This window comes from Paracoccus aurantiacus (genome assembly GCF_007993065.1).
GTDB lineage: Bacteria > Pseudomonadota > Alphaproteobacteria > Rhodobacterales > Rhodobacteraceae > Paracoccus > Paracoccus aurantiacus.
The window spans coordinates 424,276-444,098 of sequence record NZ_VOPL01000001.1; the positions used below are offsets into that span (position 1 = coordinate 424,276).

18 protein-coding genes and 1 tRNA gene are annotated in these 19,823 nt (G+C 62.6%); 10 read left to right on the forward strand and 9 right to left on the reverse strand.

Translation table 11 applies throughout. The features are described 5' to 3' along the window. Positions 1-225: 225 nt before the first annotated feature. The 3 genes from FQV27_RS02085 to hemE all read right to left on the reverse strand — a co-directional run bounded on the left by FQV27_RS02085 (position 226) and on the right by hemE (position 2,298). A tRNA-Ser gene (locus FQV27_RS02085) sits at positions 226-315 on the reverse strand. 80 nt (positions 316-395) lie between these two features. After that, positions 396-1,265 (reverse strand): DMT family transporter, encoded by an 870-nt coding sequence (locus FQV27_RS02090; protein WP_147096164.1) that lies wholly within the window; start codon positions 1,263-1,265, stop codon positions 396-398. Positions 1,266-1,269: 4 nt separating this feature from the next. Next, on the reverse strand, positions 1,270-2,298 hold the full coding sequence (gene hemE, locus FQV27_RS02095) for a uroporphyrinogen decarboxylase (RefSeq protein ID WP_147096165.1): 1,029 nt from the start codon (positions 2,296-2,298) through the stop codon (positions 1,270-1,272). Positions 2,299-2,376: 78 nt separating this feature from the next. Here hemE and hemC point away from each other — a divergent pair, with 78 nt between their 5' ends. The 9 genes from hemC (at position 2,377) to ribD (ending at position 12,101) form a co-directional block, all read left to right on the forward strand. After that, on the forward strand, positions 2,377-3,354 hold the full coding sequence (gene hemC, locus FQV27_RS02100; RefSeq protein ID WP_147096166.1) for a hydroxymethylbilane synthase: 978 nt from the start codon (positions 2,377-2,379) through the stop codon (positions 3,352-3,354). Positions 3,355-3,362: 8 nt separating this feature from the next. Then, complete coding sequence (locus FQV27_RS02105; protein ID WP_147096167.1) at positions 3,363-3,983, forward strand: TetR/AcrR family transcriptional regulator; 621 nt, start codon at positions 3,363-3,365, stop codon at positions 3,981-3,983. Positions 3,984-4,030: 47 nt separating this feature from the next. Beyond that, the gene (gene dnaG / locus FQV27_RS02110; RefSeq protein WP_147096168.1) at positions 4,031-5,944 is read left to right on the forward strand and encodes a DNA primase; all 1,914 of its coding nucleotides are present in this window, start codon (positions 4,031-4,033) and stop codon (positions 5,942-5,944) included. 120 nt (positions 5,945-6,064) lie between these two features. Further along, on the forward strand, positions 6,065-8,029 hold the full coding sequence (gene rpoD, locus FQV27_RS02115) for an RNA polymerase sigma factor RpoD (protein WP_147096169.1): 1,965 nt from the start codon (positions 6,065-6,067) through the stop codon (positions 8,027-8,029). A 91-nt stretch (positions 8,030-8,120) separates the two neighbouring features. After that, positions 8,121-8,522, forward strand: a complete 402-nt coding sequence (locus tag FQV27_RS02120; RefSeq protein ID WP_147096170.1) for a BLUF domain-containing protein — start codon at positions 8,121-8,123, stop codon at positions 8,520-8,522. A 70-nt stretch (positions 8,523-8,592) separates the two neighbouring features. Then, positions 8,593-10,113 carry a DNA recombination protein RmuC gene (locus FQV27_RS02125; protein ID WP_147096171.1) on the forward strand — a complete coding sequence of 507 codons (1,521 nt, stop codon included), beginning with the start codon at positions 8,593-8,595 and terminating at the stop codon, positions 10,111-10,113. After that, positions 10,110-10,526 (forward strand): secondary thiamine-phosphate synthase enzyme YjbQ, encoded by a 417-nt coding sequence (locus FQV27_RS02130; protein WP_147096172.1) that lies wholly within the window; start codon positions 10,110-10,112, stop codon positions 10,524-10,526. Before FQV27_RS02125 ends, FQV27_RS02130 begins: the two co-directional genes overlap by 4 nt. 100 nt (positions 10,527-10,626) lie before the next feature. Beyond that, positions 10,627-11,094, forward strand: coding sequence for a transcriptional regulator NrdR (nrdR, locus tag FQV27_RS02135; RefSeq protein WP_147096173.1), 468 nt, complete (start codon positions 10,627-10,629; stop codon positions 11,092-11,094). Between the two features lie 26 nt (positions 11,095-11,120). Continuing rightward, the gene (gene ribD, locus FQV27_RS02140) at positions 11,121-12,101 is read left to right on the forward strand and encodes a bifunctional diaminohydroxyphosphoribosylaminopyrimidine deaminase/5-amino-6-(5-phosphoribosylamino)uracil reductase RibD (protein ID WP_147096824.1); all 981 of its coding nucleotides are present in this window, start codon (positions 11,121-11,123) and stop codon (positions 12,099-12,101) included. Here ribD and FQV27_RS02145 read toward each other — a convergent pair. The 3 genes from FQV27_RS02145 to FQV27_RS02155 form a co-directional block, all read right to left on the reverse strand. Next, positions 12,098-14,104, reverse strand: coding sequence for a capsular polysaccharide biosynthesis protein (locus FQV27_RS02145; RefSeq protein WP_246132965.1), 2,007 nt, complete (start codon positions 14,102-14,104; stop codon positions 12,098-12,100). The genes ribD and FQV27_RS02145 overlap by 4 nt on opposite strands. After that, positions 14,101-15,255 (reverse strand): polysaccharide biosynthesis/export family protein, encoded by a 1,155-nt coding sequence (locus FQV27_RS02150; protein WP_186827184.1) that lies wholly within the window; start codon positions 15,253-15,255, stop codon positions 14,101-14,103. Before FQV27_RS02150 ends, FQV27_RS02145 begins: the two co-directional genes overlap by 4 nt. An 85-nt stretch (positions 15,256-15,340) precedes the next feature. Further along, complete coding sequence (locus FQV27_RS02155; protein WP_147096827.1) at positions 15,341-16,660, reverse strand: capsule biosynthesis protein; 1,320 nt, start codon at positions 16,658-16,660, stop codon at positions 15,341-15,343. 184 nt (positions 16,661-16,844) lie between these two features. Between FQV27_RS02155 and FQV27_RS02160 the strand changes: the two genes are divergently transcribed. Continuing rightward, positions 16,845-17,438: a riboflavin synthase gene (locus tag FQV27_RS02160; protein WP_147096174.1), complete on the forward strand. Its 594-nt coding sequence runs from the start codon at positions 16,845-16,847 to the stop codon at positions 17,436-17,438. A 3-nt stretch (positions 17,439-17,441) separates the two neighbouring features. Here the strand turns inward: FQV27_RS02160 and FQV27_RS02165 are convergent, their stop codons facing one another. The 3 genes from FQV27_RS02165 to eno form a co-directional block, all read right to left on the reverse strand. Further along, entirely contained in the window at positions 17,442-17,846 is a 405-nt protein-coding gene (locus FQV27_RS02165; protein WP_147096175.1) for an SRPBCC family protein, read from the reverse strand. Positions 17,847-17,866: 20 nt separating this feature from the next. Continuing rightward, entirely contained in the window at positions 17,867-18,373 is a 507-nt protein-coding gene (locus FQV27_RS02170) for an isochorismatase family protein (RefSeq protein ID WP_147096176.1), read from the reverse strand. A 144-nt stretch (positions 18,374-18,517) separates the two neighbouring features. Further along, complete coding sequence (gene eno, locus FQV27_RS02175) at positions 18,518-19,792, reverse strand: phosphopyruvate hydratase (protein WP_147096177.1); 1,275 nt, start codon at positions 19,790-19,792, stop codon at positions 18,518-18,520. Positions 19,793-19,823 lie beyond the last annotated feature (31 nt).

Here is a 19,823-nt window from a genome sequence, read left to right on the forward strand (position 1 = left end):
TATAGGCACCTACATGCGGCGCCGCATAAGCGAGCCCTCCAGAGATCAAGCCAAACAGCAAGGCCACGGCGGCTAGCAGGCGACGCATGAAAAAAATGGCCTTATCTAAGCTACGATTCTGGACGCAACCAACATAATTGCAGGCAGGCGTAGCGCAATCAAATATCCGAAAACACACGGCAATCGACGGCACATAGGCTATTTTCGTCAGCAATCGGCGGTGAATGGCGGAGACGAAGGGATTCGAACCCTCGATACCGTTTCCGGTATGCACCCTTAGCAGGGGTGTGCCTTCGACCGCTCGGCCACGTCTCCGCCGACGCGTTTAGCAGCGCGACGCGGGCCTTCACAAGGGGGAAATGTCCTTGGCGGTGAATCCGAAAGAAGGCGGCGCGTCAGGCAACGCGGATCAGAACGGCGACGCCGGTAACGACAAGGCCGATCCCCGCGATCTGGCGGGGGGTAGCGCCCTGCCGAAACAGGCGCGTCGATACGGCCTGCGCGAACAGCACTTCGACAAGCGCCAGCGTGCGCACATTCGCCGCCGAGGTAAGCGCGAAGCCGATGAACCAGAAAAGTGAGGCGAACGCGCCAAGCGCCCCGGCAGCGATAGAGATGCGCCAGCTTCTGGCGATTGCACCAAGCGCCGCGCGGTCGCGCAACGCCATCCAAAGCAGCATGGCAATGGTTTGCATTGTCAGGGCAATGACCAGAACGATGCTCGCGCGAAGTACGGCACCGCCTTCGGGCAGGCTGAGGATCGCGCCGCGAAAACCGATTGCGGAAAGCCCGAACAGCGCACCCGCGACAATGCCGATCGCGACACTGCGCTGGTTCGCGCGCGACCACGACGCGCCGGAAATCAGGATGACACCCAGAACGCAGATCGAAATCGCGATGAATCGTGCCGGCCCCAGCGGCTCGGCCAGAAAGACCGTCCCGAAAACAGCCAGCGTCACCGGCTCGGTCTTCATCAATGCGGTGGCGACGCCGAAGCCCTGACCCCGCATCGTGATCAGCATGAAAGCGGTCGCCGCAATCTGCGCCGTCGCGCCGGTCGCGGCCCACGCGAAGGTCAGCAAAGTCGGCACGGGCAATTGCTGCGAGAACGACATCGCAATCAGGAACGCGATTGCGAAGGGAAGCCCGAAGAAGAACCGCACGGCGGTCGCGCCGATCGTGCCGATCTGTCCCGTCAGCCCGGCCTGCGCGGCGTTCCGACCGGTCTGGGCGAGCGCTGCGATGATCGTCGCGATGACCCACATCGCATCAGCCCGCGCGCACGGTTTCGATCATCAGCGCGACATTCTCGGGGTCGGCATCAGGCGTGATCCCGTGCCCGAGATTGAAGATATGCGGCCCGCCGCGGAACGCCTCGACAATGGTGCGGGTCTCGTCGATCAGGGCCTGCCCGCCGCCGACCATGTGGCGCGGGTCCAGATTACCCTGCACGGGTCCGTGCACCTGAACATGCGATGCGGCCCAGCCTGCATCGACCGAATTGTCGAGCGCCACGCAATCGGCACCCGTGGCCTGCGCGAAGCCCTTGTAGCGATCCTTGGCCTCGCGCGGGAAGGCAATCACGGGGATATCGGGATGGCGGGATTTCAGTGCCGCGATGATCCTGGCAACAGGCGCAATCGCGAAATCATCGAAATCGCGACCTGTCAGGCTGCCGGCCCAGCTGTCGAAAAGCTTCACGACCTCGGCTCCGGCGTCGATCTGGGCGGAAAGATATTCGATCGTCGCCTCGGTGATCCGATCGACAAGTGCGGAGAACGCTGCCCTGTCCGCGCGCTTGAAGGCATGTGCCGGTCCCTGATCCGGTGTGCCGCGTCCGGCGATCATGTAGGTGGCTACGGTCCAGGGCGCCCCGGCAAAGCCGATCAGGGCCGTGTCAGACGGCAGTTCACGCGACAGAATGCGGACAGTTTCATAGATTGGCGCTAGTGTTTCGTGAACGGCATCCGCGGGTTTCAGGGACGCCACACCCTGCGCATCTGTGATGGTTGACAGGCGCGGCCCCTCGCCGGTGACAAACCACAGATCCGCGCCAAGCGCCTGCGGCACAAGCAGGATATCGGCGAAGAGGATAGCTGCGTCGAAACCATAGCGGCGGATCGGTTGCAGGGTCACTTCGGCGGCGAGATCGGGATTATAGCAAAGCGACAGGAAGTCCCCGGCCTGCGCCCGCGTCGCGCGATATTCGGGCAGGTATCGCCCGGCCTGGCGCATCATCCAGATCGGCGGTGTCTGCAATGTTTCACCGGCAAGGACGCGCAGGATTTTCTTGGTCATGGGGCCTCTCTTTCCGCGACCGTTCAACGCAGGCGGACCGGCATTGTCAAGAAGGGCGCCCGTCGTTATGGCTGGCCCATGACAGACTGGCCCACTCCCGACGACACGTTGAAAATCGGCACGCGCGGATCGCCGCTGGCGCTTGCCCAGGCGTTCGAGACCCGCGACAGGCTGATGCTGGCGCACGGGCTGCCTGCCGAGGCGTTCGAGATTGTGGTCATCAAGACCACCGGCGACCGGATTCTTGACCGTCCGCTGAACGAGATCGGCGGCAAGGGGCTATTCACGCGCGAAATCGAAGATGCTCTGCTTGATCGCGAGATCGACATCGCCGTCCATTCGATGAAGGATATGCCGGTCCTGCAACCCGAAGGGCTTATTATCGACTGCTATCTTCCGCGTCAGGATGCGCGCGATGCATTTGTCAGTTCTTTGTACGGCAGCATCGCGGAACTGCCTCAGGGGGCGGTTGTCGGCAGTTCCAGCCTCAGGCGTCGCGCGCAGCTTGCGCATCGTCGGCCAGACCTGACGCTTGTCGAGTTTCGCGGCAATGTGCAGACCCGCATGAAAAAACTGGCCGAGGGTGTGGCGCAGGCGACCTTTCTGGCAATGGCGGGTCTTGCGCGTCTCGGGCGGCTGGATGTCGTGCGCAGCGAAATCCCGCCCGAGGAGATGCTGCCCGCCGTGGCACAGGGCGCGATCGGGGTCGAGCGGCGGCGCGATGACGCGCGCTGCGCGCAGCTGCTGGCCGCGATCAGCGATGGTGATACGCGCCTGCGCATCGCGGCAGAGCGCGCATTCCTTTCGGCTTTGGACGGGTCGTGCCAGACGCCCATCGCAGGTCTTGCTGAACTTGACGCGGATCGTCTGTTTCTGCGAGGTGAGCTGATCCTTCCCGACGGCTCGCAGGTTTTCGCGGGACAGCGCGAGGGCCTGGCGCGCGATGGCGCGGCGATGGGGCGCGACCTGGCCGAAGAACTTCGCGCCCGCGCCCCGGCCGACTTCTTCGACCTGATCGGCAGTGCCGCGAAACGTGGCTCTCCTCCGCTCGGATAGGCAGGGCGATGGCAAGAACGCAGGGTTCCCGCGCAGAAGTGACTGGCCCGCTGATCCGCGACGCCGCGCGCAGGCTTTTTGCTCGTCACGGCTATGCGGCGGTTTCGATGCGCCAGATCGCCACCGAGGTGGGCGTGCAGGTCGGCACGATTTACGGCTATACCGCCGACAAGCAGGCTTTGCTGGCGGACCTGCTGCGCGACCACATGCATATGCTGCTGCGCGCATGGCAGGACGACGCGGAGGTTTCGGCCCCGGAAAGGCTTTCGCGTTTCGTGCGTTTCCACATCGACACCAGTCTGGATCACGCCGACGGCGTTTTCCTGTCCTATATGGAGCTTAGAAACCTCTCGCCCGACAATCACGCTGAAATCACTGCGCTGCGTCGCGACTATGAAGGCGCGCTGCAGCGGATACTCGATGCGGGTGTCGCAGCGGGGGATATGCGGATCGAGGATACGCGGCTGGCGACAATGGCGCTGATCGGGATGCTTTCAGGGGTCACGAACTGGTTTCGCGCCGGGGGCAGGCTGGACCGCGCAGCGCTTTATCGCCACTATGGCACGCTTGTTCGACGCGCGGTCGGCGGGGCGGATGGTGCTGATGGTCGCGCCGATCCGACGCGCTAGGTGCATCCGCTCTTGCCCGGAACGCCCGACGCCACGATATTCAGCCCATGTCGATCTCGCCCGCCTTCCTTGATGAATTGCGCAACCGCGTTCCGATCAGCCGGATCGTCGGGCGCAAGGTCACCTGGGATCTGCATCGTTCGAATCAGGCCAAGGGCGACTGGTGGGCACCGTGCCCGTTTCACGGTGAAAAGACCGCCTCGTTCCATGTCGATGACCAGAAGGGCTTCTATTACTGCTTTGGTTGTCACGCCAAGGGCGACGCGCTGAACTTTCTGCGTGAAGCCGACGGGCTGGATTTCGTCGAGGCGGTGAAGGTTCTGGCATCAGAGGCGGGCTTGCCGATGCCAGACCGCGATCCGGGCGAAGCAAAGCGTGCCGACCGCCGAAGCGTGCTGGCCGACGCGATGGAAGCCGCGACGCGCTTTTACCGGATGCAGCTTGGCACGGGGCAGGGGGCCGCGGCGCGGGAATACCTTGCCGGACGCGGGCTGGAACTGGACGCTGTCGAGAAATTCGAACTGGGATTCGCCCCCGATCTCAGACAGGGACTGTTCAACGCGTTGCGCGACAAAGGCGTGCCGCCGGATGTGATGGACGAAGCGGGCCTCGTGATTGTCCCCGACGATGGCGGCGCGCCCTATGACCGCTTCCGTGGTCGCATAATCTTTCCGATCCGCGACGCACGCGGACGCGCCATCGCCTTTGGCGGGCGGGCGATGGACCCGAATGCGCGGGCGAAATATCTGAACAGCCCAGAAACGCCTTTGTTCGACAAGGGCCGCAACCTCTATAACGCCGGACCGGCGCGCGCGGCCGTCGGGCGCGGCGCGCCTCTTGTCGTGGCCGAGGGGTATATGGATGTCATCGCGCTGTCCCTTGCCGGCTTTGACGGCGCGGTCGCGCCGCTTGGCACCGCAATCACCGAGGATCAGTTGCGTCTGATGTGGCGCATCAGCCCCGAGCCGGTCATCATGCTGGACGGTGACGAAGCGGGTCAGCGCGCCGCGCGCCGCCTGATTGATCTTGCGATCCCGATGACCGGGCCGGGACAGGCGCTGCGTTTCGCGACACTTCCGGGCGGACAGGACCCCGACGATTTGATCCGGGCCCACGGGGCAGCCGCAATGCAAAAAGTGCTGGCCGAGGCCCGCCCGCTGGTCGATCTGCTGTGGGAGCGCGAGATCGAGGGGCGAGAGTTCGACAGCCCGGAACGGCGCGCGGCGCTGGATGCCAGCCTGCGCAAGGCGATCGCGCGGATTCCCGACGATGCGACCCGCAATCACTATATTGCCGCGCTGAAGGAACGGCGCTTCGAACTTTTCGGCGGGCGGCGCGGGGCAGGGCGGCTGACCCCCGGCCCGCGCGAGGCTGGTGCCTCACGCGGCGGCAACTGGCGTGGCAAACCGGAACCGGCCCGCGCGCAGACACGCGCCACCCCGCTTGGGCAGCAGGATACGGGCGACGCGACGCTTGAAAGCATGGTTCTGGCGCTTTGCGCCGTCTATCCGGGGCTTGCCGGTCGCGTGGAATCGCGCCTGGAATTGTTGGCCCCTGCCGATGACGGCCGCGCGGCCCTGTGTCACGACCTTCTGGCCGGCAGCGACAGCGTCGCGGGGCGCGCAGCCCTTGCGAGGATCATGGAGGATGCCTATGTCCGGGCATCGCCGCTGATCCGCAAGCCCGATGACGCGGAAAAGGCGGCTGTCGTGCTGGCCAATATCCTCGACAAGATCGAGGCGCGGCGCGCGGCAATGTCCGAACTGCTTCGTGCCGAGGCCGAGATACAGGGCCTCGTGGACGAGGGGCTGACATGGCGCGTCAGCGAATCCGCCCGCGCCCGGCATCGTGCCGAACGCCCCGAGATCGAGGACAGTTCGGACCTGAACGAGGATCGGGGCGCGCTTTCGGCGCGGCTCGCCTCTTATTTCGAGACCCGCCGCAAGCGCGATAGCGGGTGACACGACCGAATCACCCTGGCCGATTCGCATGGCCTAGGAACTTAGCTGCATCTTGTCTAGAAAGGTGCCGATCCCCATCTGATTCGGAGCCAACCGAATCACACTGCTGACAGGACGCTCATGGCCGCCAAGGACGACGACACCTCCCGCGACGACAGCCAGGACAACGACCACTCCCTCGACATCAGTCAGGCCGCGATCAAGAAGATGATCGCGGAAGCGAAAGAGCGTGGCTATATCACCTATGACCAGTTGAACGCGGTGCTGCCGCCCGAGCAGGTCAGTTCCGATCAGATCGAGGACGTGATGTCGATGCTCTCGGAAATGGGCATCCAGGTCGTCGAGAACGAGGAAGAAGGCGAGGACGGCGAAACCGGCGGCGAAGTCGCAACGACATCGACCTCTCGTGAGGTCGCGGTCGCGACGTCCGAGACTGAAAAGCTTGATCGCACGGACGACCCGGTGCGCATGTATCTGCGCGAAATGGGCTCTGTCGAGCTGCTGTCGCGCGAAGGCGAGATCGCGATCGCCAAACGGATCGAAGCCGGGCGCAATACGATGATCCTCGGGCTTTGCGAAAGCCCGCTGACCTTCAAGGCCATCACGATGTGGCGGCAGGAGCTTTTGGACGAAGACATCCTTCTGCGCGACGTGATCGACCTTGAAACCACATTCGGCCAGTCGATGGACGATGACGAGGAAGAGGATCTTAACGAAAGCGCCACCCCGGCGGCACGCAGCGAAGGCGAGCAGGAGACCGACGCCGACGGCAATCCGATGCAATCGGACGACGATGACGAGGATGACGGCGCCAACCTGTCGCTTGCCGCGATGGAAGCCAGCCTGAAGCCGCAGGTGCTGGAGACGCTGGAAGCCATCGCCCGCGATTACGAACACCTCGCGGACATGCAGGATCAGCGCATGTCGGCGACGCTGAACGAGGATAACAGCTTCTCTGCCGCCGACGAAGTCGCCTATCAGAAGCTGCGCAGCGAAATTGTCGTGCTGGTGAATTCGCTTCACCTTCACAACAACCGTATCGAAGCGCTGGTTGACCAGCTTTACGGCATCAACCGCCGCATCGTGACCATCGATTCCGGCATGGTGAAACTGGCCGATGCCGCGCGGATCAACCGTCGCGAATTCATCGACGCCTATCGCGGGGCGGAACTCGACCCGGCATGGGTTGACCGCATGTCCGCCAACAAGGGCCGCGGCTGGCAGGCCCTGTTCGAACGCAGCATCGACAAGGTCGAACAGCTTCGCAACGACATGGCGGAGGTCGGACAGTATGTCGGCGTCGATATCGAGGAATTCCGCCGCATCGTGAATCAGGTTCAGCGCGGCGAGAAAGAGGCGCGCCAGGCGAAGAAAGAAATGGTCGAGGCAAACCTGCGGCTGGTGATCTCGATTGCCAAAAAATATACGAACCGCGGTCTGCAGTTCCTTGATCTTATTCAGGAAGGCAATATCGGCCTGATGAAGGCGGTCGATAAGTTTGAATACCGCAGGGGGTATAAGTTCTCGACATATGCGACCTGGTGGATCCGTCAGGCGATCACGCGGTCCATCGCGGATCAGGCCCGCACCATCCGTATCCCGGTTCACATGATCGAGACGATCAATAAGCTGGTTCGCACCGGCCGCCAGATGCTGCATGAAATCGGCCGCGAGCCGACGCCCGAAGAATTGGCCGAAAAGCTGCAGATGCCGCTGGAAAAGGTCCGCAAGGTGATGAAAATCGCCAAGGAACCGATCAGCCTTGAAACCCCTATCGGGGACGAGGAGGACAGCCAGCTTGGCGATTTCATCGAGGACAAGAACGCTGTCCTGCCGCTGGATTCCGCGATTCAGGAAAACCTGAAGGAAACCACGACGCGCGTTCTGGCCAGCCTGACCCCGCGCGAGGAACGGGTTCTGCGGATGCGCTTCGGCATCGGCATGAATACCGACCACACATTGGAAGAGGTCGGCCAGCAGTTCAGCGTCACCCGCGAACGCATCCGCCAGATCGAGGCGAAGGCGCTGCGCAAGCTGAAACACCCCTCGCGCTCGCGCAAGTTGCGCAGCTTCCTTGACCAGTAGGCCATATAACCTTTCTTAATCTCGGAAATAAGTTCTTGCATTGATTGAGGAAATGCGAGTGTAGTGGCAGACGTCCTGAAAGGAACACCCGATGACCATCTCGCACGTCCTCTATCGCAGCAACGGAAATACGGAATCGTTTGATCGCGATTGCGAAGAAATCCTGCGCGTTGCGAGAGTACGGAACACGCAGGCAGGACTGACGGGCTTTCTGCATGCCGAGGATGGCGTATTCGTCCAGTGGCTGGAGGGGCCTGAAGAAGAAATCGGGCCAGTTGTCAAAAGCATCATGGACGACAGTCGCCACCGCGACATCACGATCTACGGCGAGGGTGAGATCGACGCGCGGAAGTTTCCGAACTGGACGATGGGCTTTTCAAGCGGCCGACAGGCACCGCTTTTCGACTGGCTGGCCGAAAAGGGCGCGCCCTCGCACGATCTGCGCGGTTTCGGCTTGTCGTTGCAGCAGTTTCTGCTGCTGCGCGCGGCCTGATCGACGCGCCGCTGTTGCAGGCTCAGCGCTGATCCGCTAGGTACAAAGCAAGAACAATTACGGGGGCCCGATGCAAGAGGGTTTTCAGCCGTGGTTTCTTGCCTTGCTGGGCGACGCGACGGTTACAGGCTGGCTTCTGGGGCTGCTGCTGGCGGGTGTTTGCCTGCTGGCGGTGCTTTATCTGCGCAGCCGCGGTGCTTTGCTGAAAGCCGAAAGCAGCCGGGATCGGCTGACCCAGGATCTGGGCGCGCGCGAAGATCAGCTGACCCGCCAATCCGCAGAGCTTGCGGAGCTGAAATCGCGTTACGACGCGGAGCTTTCCGAGGGTCGCGACACCTCACTGAAACTCGGTCAGATGGAAACCCGACTGGAGGATCGCGCCGCCCGCCTCGCCGAGCTTGCCGAAGAACGTGACGGGCTGAACGACGCGCTTTACGCGACGCGGCAGGCCGTCTCGCGGCTGGAAACGGATCTCGCACAGGCCCGGCTTTCGGCTGAAAAGGACCGCGAGAGGGCGCAGCATGACCTTGCCCAGTTGCGCGAATTGCGCGAGGAAATGACCGGCCATTTCCGCCTTATGGCGAATGAGACATTGCGCGTGCAGGGCGCGGACATGCAAAAGTCGCATGGCGAGCAGCTGAACGCGCTGCTGAACCCGTTCCGCGAACAGGTGCATCATTTCCAGAAAGAACTTCGTGACCGCAACCGCATCCTCGACGAGGAGGGAGCGCGACTGCGCGAGCAGATCGCGAATATCAGCACCGAAGCGAGCGCGCTGACCCGCGCGCTGAAGGGCGACAGGCAAAAGCAGGGCGCATGGGGCGAGATGATCCTGGAGCGGATACTTGAAGAGTCCGGGCTTGATAGCGGAATTCATTACGATATCCAGTCAAGCTGGACGGACGAAGATGGCCGGACATGGCGCCCGGACGTCGTCGTCAAGATGCCCCAGAAGAAGCTGCTGGTGATCGACAGCAAGGTCTCGCTTCTGGCATATGAGCAGGCGGTGAATGCCGAGGACGACGTGACCCGCAGCGCCGCGATGAAGCGTCATGTCGACTCGATCCGCGCGCATGTCACCGGTCTGTCGGCCAAAGGATACGACCAGCTCGATGATGGGGCCGTTGACTACGTTCTGATGTTCATTCCGATCGAAGGCGCTTTTTCCGAGGCGATGCGCGTCGATCCGGGTCTGGCCAGCTTCGCGATGGACAAGCGCGTAGGTTTGACAACGCCGACCACGTTGATGCTGACACTGCGCACCGTCGAACATATCTGGATGGTCGAGCGTCGCGAAAGCAACGCGCTGGAAATCGCGAAGCGCGCCGGGGCGCTGTATGACAAGGTCGCGGGCTTCGTCGATGCGCTTGACGATGTCGGGGTGGCACTGAACAGGGCAGGGCAGGCGCATCGCACCGCCGTCGACCGGCTGTCGCGCGGAAATGGCAATGTCATCCGGCAGGTCGAGATGCTGCGAGAGCTTGGCGCGCGCACGACCAAGCGGATGACGATGGATCACGACAAGGCCGACGACATCGCGAACGACGATTGCCCTGACGCGCTTCCGGCGCCGGAAGGGGGCAATCCGTGATCGGCAGCATTTCTGTCCAGACACGCGGTCCGGGCTTTTACGAGATTACCCGCGCCCTGCAGGAACAGGTCGAGGGGCAGGGCGACGGTGTGCTGACCGCGATGATCCGGCACAGTTCGGCCAGCCTGCTTATTCAGGAAAATGCCGATCCGGATGTGCGTCGCGACCTTCTGGAATGGCTCGATCGGTTGGCTCCGCGTGCCGATCATCCTTCAATGGCCTGGGTGACGCATCGCCTTGAAGGCCCTGACGATATGCCTGCGCATATGAAGGCTTCGGTTTTGCCGGTCTCGGTCCAGATCTCGGTCAGTGACGGAAGGATGATGCTGGGGCGCTGGCAGGGCATTTATGTGGTCGAACATCGGGACGCACCGCATCGCCGCGAGGTGGCGCTCGCCTTCACGCCGGCCTGACCTCATCTGGTGGTATATTCGCCACCTTCTACAAACCCTGTTGCGATTCCTGCCTCGCTTGTGGATAAGTCAGAGATGGGGACGAAATGAGGGGCTCAGGATGCGCTGTCCGTTTTGCGGAAATGTCGATACGCAGGTCAAGGATTCGCGTCCGGCCGAAGACAATGTCGCCATCAGGCGCCGGCGTTTCTGTCCCGCTTGTGGCGGGCGTTTCACCACATATGAGAGGGTGCAGCTTCGCGACCTCGTCGTCGTCAAATCGAACGGCCGTCGGGAAGATTTCGACCGTGACAAGATGGCGCGCTCCATCCGCATCGCGATGCAGAAGCGCCCGGTCGAGGCAGAGCGCATCGATCAGTTGATCTCCGGCATCGTGCGGCGGCTGGAAAGCATGGGCGAAACCGACATTTCATCGAAAGTCATCGGCGAGATCGTGATGGAGACTCTGGCCCGGATCGATAACGTCGCCTATGTCCGTTTCGCGAGCGTTTACAAGAACTTCCAGGATGCTGGCGACTTCGACAAGTTCGTTTCGGAACTGCGCCCGCCGGGCGCAAGCGACGAGTGAGCGCGACCGAAGAGGATCGCCGCCACATGGAGCACGCGCTGCGTCTTGCGCAGCGTGGACTGGGAAATGTGTGGCCAAATCCGGCAGTCGGCTGTGTGCTGGTCCGAGACGGCCGCATCGTCGGCCGGGGCTGGACGCAGCCAGGCGGCAGGCCCCATGCCGAGCGTGTCGCGCTTGATCAGGCCGGAGAGGCCGCGCGCGGCGCGACGGCCTATGTCACGCTGGAACCCTGTGCGCATCACGGCGCTACGCCGCCCTGCGCCGACGCGCTTGTCGATGCGGGTGTCGCGCGCGTCGTGACGGCGCTGACCGATCCGGACGCGCGAACGGCGGGGCAGGGCCATGCGAAACTGCGCGCAGCCGGCATTGATGTCACCGAAGGGGTTTGCGCGGACCGCGCCGCGCAGCTTCAGCGCGGCTTTCTGAAGCGCGTGACGAAGGGCATGCCGCTTGTGACGCTGAAGCTCGCCACCAGTCTGGATGGCCGCATCGCCACCGCATCCGGCGAAAGTCAGTGGATTACATCGGAAACGGCGCGGCGCCATGTTCACCTGCTGCGGCTGCGCCATGACGCAATCATGGTCGGCGGGGGGACCGCACGGGCCGACCGTCCGTCGCTGAACGTGCGTGGATACGGCGATGTGCGCCAGCCTGTCCGCGTCGTGGTCTCTGACAGACCTGTCACGGAGCTGCCGCCAGAAAGTCCCCTGCATGGCCCGATCTGGCAGGTTTCGGGCGATCTTCAATCGGGTCTGGCAGGGCTTGCAGGGCGCGGATTGACCCGCATTCTGTGCGAAGGCGGCGGCGCGCTCGCCGCGCAGTTGCTTGCGGAAGGTCTGGTCGACGATATGGTTCTTTACAGCGCCGGTATCGTTCTGGGCGCGGATGCGCGGCCGTCTGTCGACGTTTTGCGCGTGGCCCGGCTGGCAGATGCGCCGCGCTTCGATCTGGTGCGCAGCTTCGCAATCGGGCCTGACCTGTGCCAGGTCTGGTCGCGCCGGGCCTAGCGCCGCCATATCCAGTCATGCCCCGCAAGCGCGCCCTGCGCCTTGGCAAGCAGCCTCAGCCCCGGCCCCTGCCAGCGACGGTCCGCCGAGGAGAGCCGCAACAGTGCCGTTTCGGGCGGGCAGGGCAGGCCACTGACCGGGTCGAGATAGCGCGGATAGGCGATCAGAACGGCATGGGCCAACGCATCAAGCCCCGGTCGCGCGGTGCGTCGTTCCGGAATCGGGCCGAGATCGCGGGTCAAACCGTAACCGGCATAGAATGGCGCACCCAGCGTCGTGACCGGGATGTGACGCAGCAAAGCCTCGAAACCGAGGGTCGATGTCATCGTCCAGACCTCGTCCACCTCTGACAGCAACGCGACCGGATCGGAATTTGCGGCGATATGGTCGGCGAGGCGTGAAAGCTGCGCGCTCTCGATCTGTCCCGGCCTCAGGCCTGCCTCGACATCGGGGTGAGGCTTAAAGATCAGAAAGGCGTCGGGGTTATCTGCCCGCACGCGTTCCAGCAAGCCCAGATTTGTCCGCTCGCGCCCTGCGCCAAGTCGGATCGACGCATCATCCTCGACCTGACCGGGAACGAGAATCCGTTTCCTGCCGTCGCACGGAGGCAGCATGACTTGACCGCCAAGATTGTACTTCGTGACCCGCGCCGCGATCAGCGCCGCACGAAGCTGTGCCGCGCGTACGGCACCGCCTGCGGGCGGCACTGTATCAATCAGATGTTCCAGCCGCGAAGGCCGCGTCGGATCGTAATAGATGCCAAGGTCATCCGCGACAAGCGACAGCGGGGGCACCAGTTCGGCGCCAAGCCCGCGCGAGCGCAGGAACCCGTCCTCGATGCGCAGGGCAGCGGTGCCCGGAATGTCTTTCGCCTTGTTGGCCCAGACCAGAGACACTTGCGGCGATGGTTTGCGGGTGAAGCGGACGGGCCTGACTGAACCGAACCCGCGCGCGATATGCGGGCGTTTCCACAGCCGCATCCCATATGCGACATGCCCGGCATGGTCCTGACGCCAGACCTTCGCCTCTGCCTCAAGCTGGTTCAGTGCGCCGTCGAAATCTGTCAGGCGGTCAGTGCAGGGATCATACCAGATCGGGGCCAGCAGATGGCTGGCCGCGAACAGTGCCTCGATCGGCCGGGGGCTTCGCCGTGCAAATTCGCGTTCGTCGTCGCTGAGACCCCAGCCTGCGAAAAACGGCGCGCCGAATATGCGCGGCCGATGAGCGGCAAGCATTGCCTCATAGCCAAGCTGAGACGAGAAGGTGTAAACGGCCTTGGCGCCGGCAAGCAGCCGCCAGGGTGAGAGTGGACCGTCCGAAATCTCTTCATCTTTGCGCAGATCCGCCGCCGTAAAATGACCCGCTCGCAGTCCGCGCGATGTCTCGGGATGGGCGCGGATGACGATGCGCGATGCCGGATTCTCTGCCCGCGCCGCCGCGAGCATGGCAAGGAACGCGTCCCGCCCGGCACCAAGAAGCGAAGCGTCGCCCGCCACCTGATCGACAACCAGCACATAGCCCGGCGCTGGCGCGCGCGCGTCCGGCAAATGCGCGTTGTATTTCGAGATATCGGCCGCGATCATCCGCGCAATCGCGTCGCGGGCCTGCGCATGAAGCGCCGAGTGGTCCGCGGTAATCATCGTCTCGATCAATGAAGGCGCGTCCGGGTCAAAATGAATCCCGACGGGATCGACGATCAGGCCCAGCGGTCCACGCCGCATCGAGGTGGACCTTTCGCGTCCGGGCAGGACCGAGCGCAGAAACGCGTCCTCGACATGGACGAGGCCGGCATTGCGCGATGCAGCAATCTTGCGGCCGCGCCATGCGGTACCCGCTGCGCCCCAGACGGCCACGCTGTCACCCGGACCGGGCAGGCCGATACGCGGTGACCATCCGGCAAGGTCAAGAATGCGGCGCACGGGGCCGCGCAGGAAGCCGCCATTGAATACAAAAAGCCGCCGGGGATGAACCCCGGCGGCCAGATCATTGCGTATCGGCGTCAATTGCCGATATTTTCCAGCTGGTTGATGGACCCCGCGCTGCCGGTAATGGCACCGAGGATCTTCTGCCAGCGGACATAAGGCGCTTCGGTCACGTAAATCGTGTCGCCATCTCGCACGAGGAAATCACGTGCAAGGAACAGACCGTTCGGACGTGTAAGATCAAGGACATAAACCATCCGTTGTGTCCCGCCGACAGGCTGGCCAAGCACTGCAGAGGCTACCTGTGCCGGCTCGTCACGCAGAACGAATACGCCGGTCGGATCGCCGGTCTGGGTCTGCAGGCCACCGACCATCGCCACGGCTTCGATCGCATTGATCTGCTCGTTTCCAAGCGGAACCTTGGTCTGCTGACCAAGCGCGCCAAGTGCGGTGAAGCTGCGCTGATCTTCCTCGACCATGATGACGTCGCCGGGACGCAGCGCGATATCGTAGCTGGGGTTGAAATACAGGTCGGTCAGCCAGACCTTGCCGGATTCGCGCCCCCGCTTCACGGTGACGACCGCGACCTCTGGTTCCACGTTCACGCCGCCAGCCTTGGCCAGCATGGACGACAGCGTTCGCGTCGGACGTTCGATCGGATAGACACCCTGACCGAAGACCTTGCCCATGACCGAGACAGTGGCCCCGTCACCCGCGACGCGCGTCACCGAAACCTGCGGGTCAGGCGTCTGGCTTTCCAGACGGGATGTAATGACCTGACGCAACTGTTCGGGCGAGTTGCCGGCGGCGCGGATGCGGCCGGCATAGGGCACGAAGATATAGCCCTGACTGTCGACCTGAAGCTGCTGAAGCTGGGTAGAACTTTGTCCGAGGCCGACCAGAAGCCCGTCATCGACGTTTTCCCAGATCATCAGACCCAGCGTATCGCCAGGCCGGATCTCGTCAGCACCGACAGCACCGGCATTCAGGAACTCGTTCGAGAACCCGTAAGCCGGCGTGAAGTTCGCTGTCCGGTTGACGTGGTTATTGACGAAAATGATATGTGCATCGCCGCCGTTCTCGACCGCGCCCGACAGAATTTCTTTCTTGCTCGGGCCGGAACGGGGCAATCCGCAGCCGCTGATCGCCATCACGGCGACTAAGGCGGCGATCACCGGAAGACGCAGTCCACGCCTTGGTGTCGTTGGAAATTCACTGGCGGTCAAACTCATCACTCCTGCTGCTCGCCGACTCGCGCGGCGCCTCGGTTGCGCAGGTTAGCGCGGGACCGGGCGATTTTCTATATGCCAGTGCGCTTTAGCGTGAATCTGAACCTGGCTGTTGGCGGGTTTCAGCCCGTCCGATCGCCAAAGCGTCATAGGGATCGTAGGGGGAAAGCATCATATCGACGACCAGACGCAGCGCCGGCGCGCGTGCCCGTGCCGCATAGAAACCACCGGGTATCTGGCTCGTATCAAGCAGATAGTCGCGATAGCGCCTGTAGGCCTGCGCATCGGGCCGTTGCGGATGGGTGAAGAATTCCGGCAGAGTTTGCACCGCAACCAACTGTGGCTTATCGAACACAGCCCGGCCCATCGCCTTGACCGGCAAACCGCGCCACAGCGCCTGCTGCGCCGCAGTCGAATTGACCGTGACGACCGAGCGCGCCTGCCCGAGAAGCAGCGCGAGCTTGCCGCCCGGCACGTGGTGAACGCGGTCCGTTATGCCCAGCTCTCGCGCTTTGCGAAAGATGTCGCTTCGTTGGTGAGAGCGCCCGTCTTCAAGCGGATGGGCCTTGAAAACGATGTGATGGTGGCGCGGGGCATGGGCCGCAAACGCCTCCAGCACCTCGGCCGTAAAACCGGCCATGGCGGAATAATCGGAATGGGCGCGGAAGCTGGCATCATGTTCCAACTGCATCAGGACCAGCGAGAAAGGGTGCCCGCTGCGCCTGATCCTGCGCGTGCGCACAAAGTGATCGGCCATGATGAAGGGTGCAAAGATCAGCCGGCGCAGGTTCAGGCGGAACTCCTGCCAGACTGAGATATCGCGATGCGTCCGATAGCCGGGAAAGTCACCATTCGCGATAAGCAGCAGAAAATGGTAGAGCGCGCCATAGAATTTGTGCTGCCGCATATCGCCCCAGGCAGCCGGAGGGCGCGGAATATCGCCCTGAGCGCCGCGCAGAGCGGCGCGCATCTGGGGCAGGGTGATCTGCATGAGGCGTGAAAAACCGTTCGCGCCGCCACGCTCATACGTAATCCAGAAAGGTCTGAGATAGCCTTCTTCGAAGACGTGCAATGTCAGGCCCAATTCCTGCGCGGCAGAGCGCGCCGCCGCATGCACCGGCCGCACGTCGCCATAAAGCACGATATCCGTGACGCCCTTTTCGGTGATGATGCGCCGGAGCTCCTCCGGCCAGTCGCCGGGATTGCCGCGATAGCGGATCAGCCGGTCGCGATCCTTCCAGAAAAACGCATCGCCAGCGTTGAAGGCAACCCGCCAGACCTGCGCCCCCGTCGAGACGAGCAGCCTGCCCAGACGGTCGAAGAATGGCCCATGCGGGCCTTGCAACAGCAGAAAGACGCGCCCATCTACGTCCGGGTCGCGCGCGATCGTCGTCACGTCCTTGGACATTTGCGGTGGCGGGGATCTGCGGGGCATAAGTTTGCTACATGGCCTGAACGGGTCCTGCCGTTTTGTCAGGTTATCGGCGAGTTGGGAAGTAGTCAGACTCAAGCGTGGTTAGCCAATGGTTGACTTCCGGCTTGCCGCATTTCGCCGCGGCAGATAAGGCAAAACAGCGAAAGCGGGAGATTTCATGTTCACGGGCATCATCACGGATATCGGCAAGGTCGCACAGGTCGAGCAACGCGGCGACATGCGCGCGCGGATCGTCACGGCATATGACATGGCGGGCGTGGATATGGGTGCGTCAATTGCCTGCAACGGCGTATGCCTGACGGTCGTTGGCAAGGGCGCGGACTGGTTCGATGTCGATATCTCTGCTGAAACGATTTCCAAGACCAATATCGGCCATAACGGCTGGTCCGAGGGCACGCGCCTGAACCTTGAACGCGCGCTGAAGGTCGGGGATGAGTTGGGCGGCCATATCGTGTCCGGTCATGTCGACGGCGTGGCCGAGGTGGTCGGGATGCGTGACGAAGGCGACAGCCTGCGCCTGACGTTCGAGGCGCCGCCGGAACTGGCCCGCTTTATTGCGCCGAAGGGCTCGGTTGCGCTGAACGGCACCTCGCTGACGGTGAACGAAGTTGATGGCAATCGCTTCGGCATCAACCTGATCCCGCATACGCAGGAAGTGACGACTTGGGGCAACGTGAAGGTCGGCGACAAGATCAACCTGGAGATTGATACGCTGGCGCGTTATGTCGCGCGGCTGGCCGAGGCGGGATAAGCTTCAGCCCGCTTCGACTTTGCGCTTCAACGCGGCAAGAACGTCGGCAAAATCGCTGGTGACCATTGGGCCGATTTCAGCGGCCTGCGGTCCGCTGACGGTCGCGCGATAGATGACCCTCACGCCCCCTGTCATCGGCTCGATCAGATGTTCGACGCGCACGGCGTTTTCACCGAGTTCGGTCAGATCGGTGAAGCCCGCATCCGGCGTCACCTCGACCAGTTCGGTCTCAAGCGGTTCCATCTCTGGCGGCTTCATGATGAACCGGCTTCCCCGTTCGAAGGGGCCAAGCAGCTCTATGCTTTCGATACCGGCATTCCATTCAGGCCATCCGGCCACATCGCTGAAACAGGACCAGATACGGTCGGGCGTTGCATCAATTTCTATCGCTGTTTCGTTAGACCACATGCGCCTGTCCTTCCGGGGGTTCAGTTCAGGCCGATCTCATCGGCGGTAACCACATCGGTTTTTGATCCGATCGCGTTAAGCGCGATCGCGTGCACCACTTCCAGCGGCGCAGAGCACAGGTCGCCGATCACCCGTATCCGATAGGGATCTGCGTCGCGCGACAGGGCTGTGAACGCGACGCAGTTTTGCGTCATCATGCCGCAAATCAGCAATTCGTCACCATCCTGCAGGTGATCTTTTAGCTCGGTTTCCTGAAACGCGTCGGCAAAATGCTTGACGACAACCGGGGCGCCGGACGCTGCGTCAAGAATAGCGGGCCGGATCTCCGATCCCTTGCTGTTGGGGGCAAAAAGCCCAGCTTTCGCATTGGAAATATGCTGAACGAGCACAATCTTGTCGCCCGCTTCACGCGCTTTGGTCATGGCATCGACAATTCGTGCCTCGGTTTGCTCTGCTTGCCAGAGCGGCAGGGTGCCGCCGGTAAAATAGTCGTTCTGTATGTCGATCACGAGAAGGGTTCGGCTCAACTTCGTCTTCCTTTCGCGGATAAGGGCGTTTCAGCCAGCTTCAATGAGCTTGGTATCAACTGCAAACCACCAAGAACTGAAGCTCAGCGATTTGCTTTGGCGCAAATGAAAAGGGGCGCCGAACGCGCCCCTGATCCGATCATGTCACCGCAGGATCGACTTGCCCGCGTAAACCGCCGCATCTCCCAGCATTTCCTCGATCCGGATCAGCTGGTTGTATTTCGCCAGCCGGTCGGAACGTGCGAGGCTGCCGGTCTTGATCTGGCCGCAATTGGTGGCGACGGCGAGGTCCGCAATGGTCGCGTCCTCGGTCTCGCCCGAACGGTGGGACATGACGGATGTATAGCCCGCGCGGGTGGCCATGGCGACGGCGTCCAGCGTTTCGGATAGCGTGCCGATCTGGTTCACCTTCACCAGCAGAGAGTTGCCGCAGCCCTTCTTGATCCCATCCTCAAGACGGACGGGGTTGGTCACGAACAGGTCGTCACCGACCAGTTGCACCTGCTTGCCCAGCTTGTCGGTCAGCAGCTTCCAGCCTTCCCAGTCGTCCTCGGCGCAGCCGTCTTCGATCGACAGGATTGGGTAATCGGCACAAAGTGCTGCAAGATAATCGACATTCTCGGCCGAGGTCAGGACCTTGCCCTCGCCCTTCATGTCGTATTTGCCGTCCTTGAAATATTCGGTGGATGCGCAGTCGAGCGCCAGCATGATGTCGTCACCGGGCTTGTAGCCGGCCTTTTCGACCGCTTTCAGAATGAAATCCAGCGCGTCCCGCGTGCTGGACAGGTTCGGGGCAAAGCCGCCTTCGTCGCCGATCCCGGTCGACAGGCCCGCAGCCGAAAGTTCCTTCTTCAGCGTATGGAAAACCTCGGACCCCATGCGCACGGCTTCGCGGATATTGTCCGCGGAAACCGGCATGATCATGAATTCCTGAATGTCGATCGGGTTGTCGGCATGTTCGCCGCCATTGATGATGTTCATCATCGGCACTGGCAGAACATGGGCCGAGGCACCGCCGACATAACGATACAGCGGCAGGGCCGAGGCATCCGCCGCAGCCTTGGCCACGGCCAGCGAAACGCCAAGGATCGCGTTGGCACCCAGCCGGCCCTTGTTGGGCGTGCCGTCCAGTTCGATCATCAGGGCGTCAATGCCACGCTGCTCTGTCGCGTCCTCGCCGATCAGCGCCTCGGCGATTTCGCCGTTCACGTTGTCGACGGCATCCAGGACACCCTTGCCCATATAGCGAAGCTTGTCCCCGTCGCGCTTCTCGACCGCCTCATGCGCGCCGGTCGATGCGCCAGACGGCACCGCCGCGCGACCCATGGTGCCGTCTTCCAGCGTTACATCCACCTCAACCGTCGGGTTGCCCCGGCTGTCGAGGATTTCACGGGCATAGATGTCGATGATCGCGGTCATGTGTCCCTCCTGATCCGTTGTGCCGGGTATA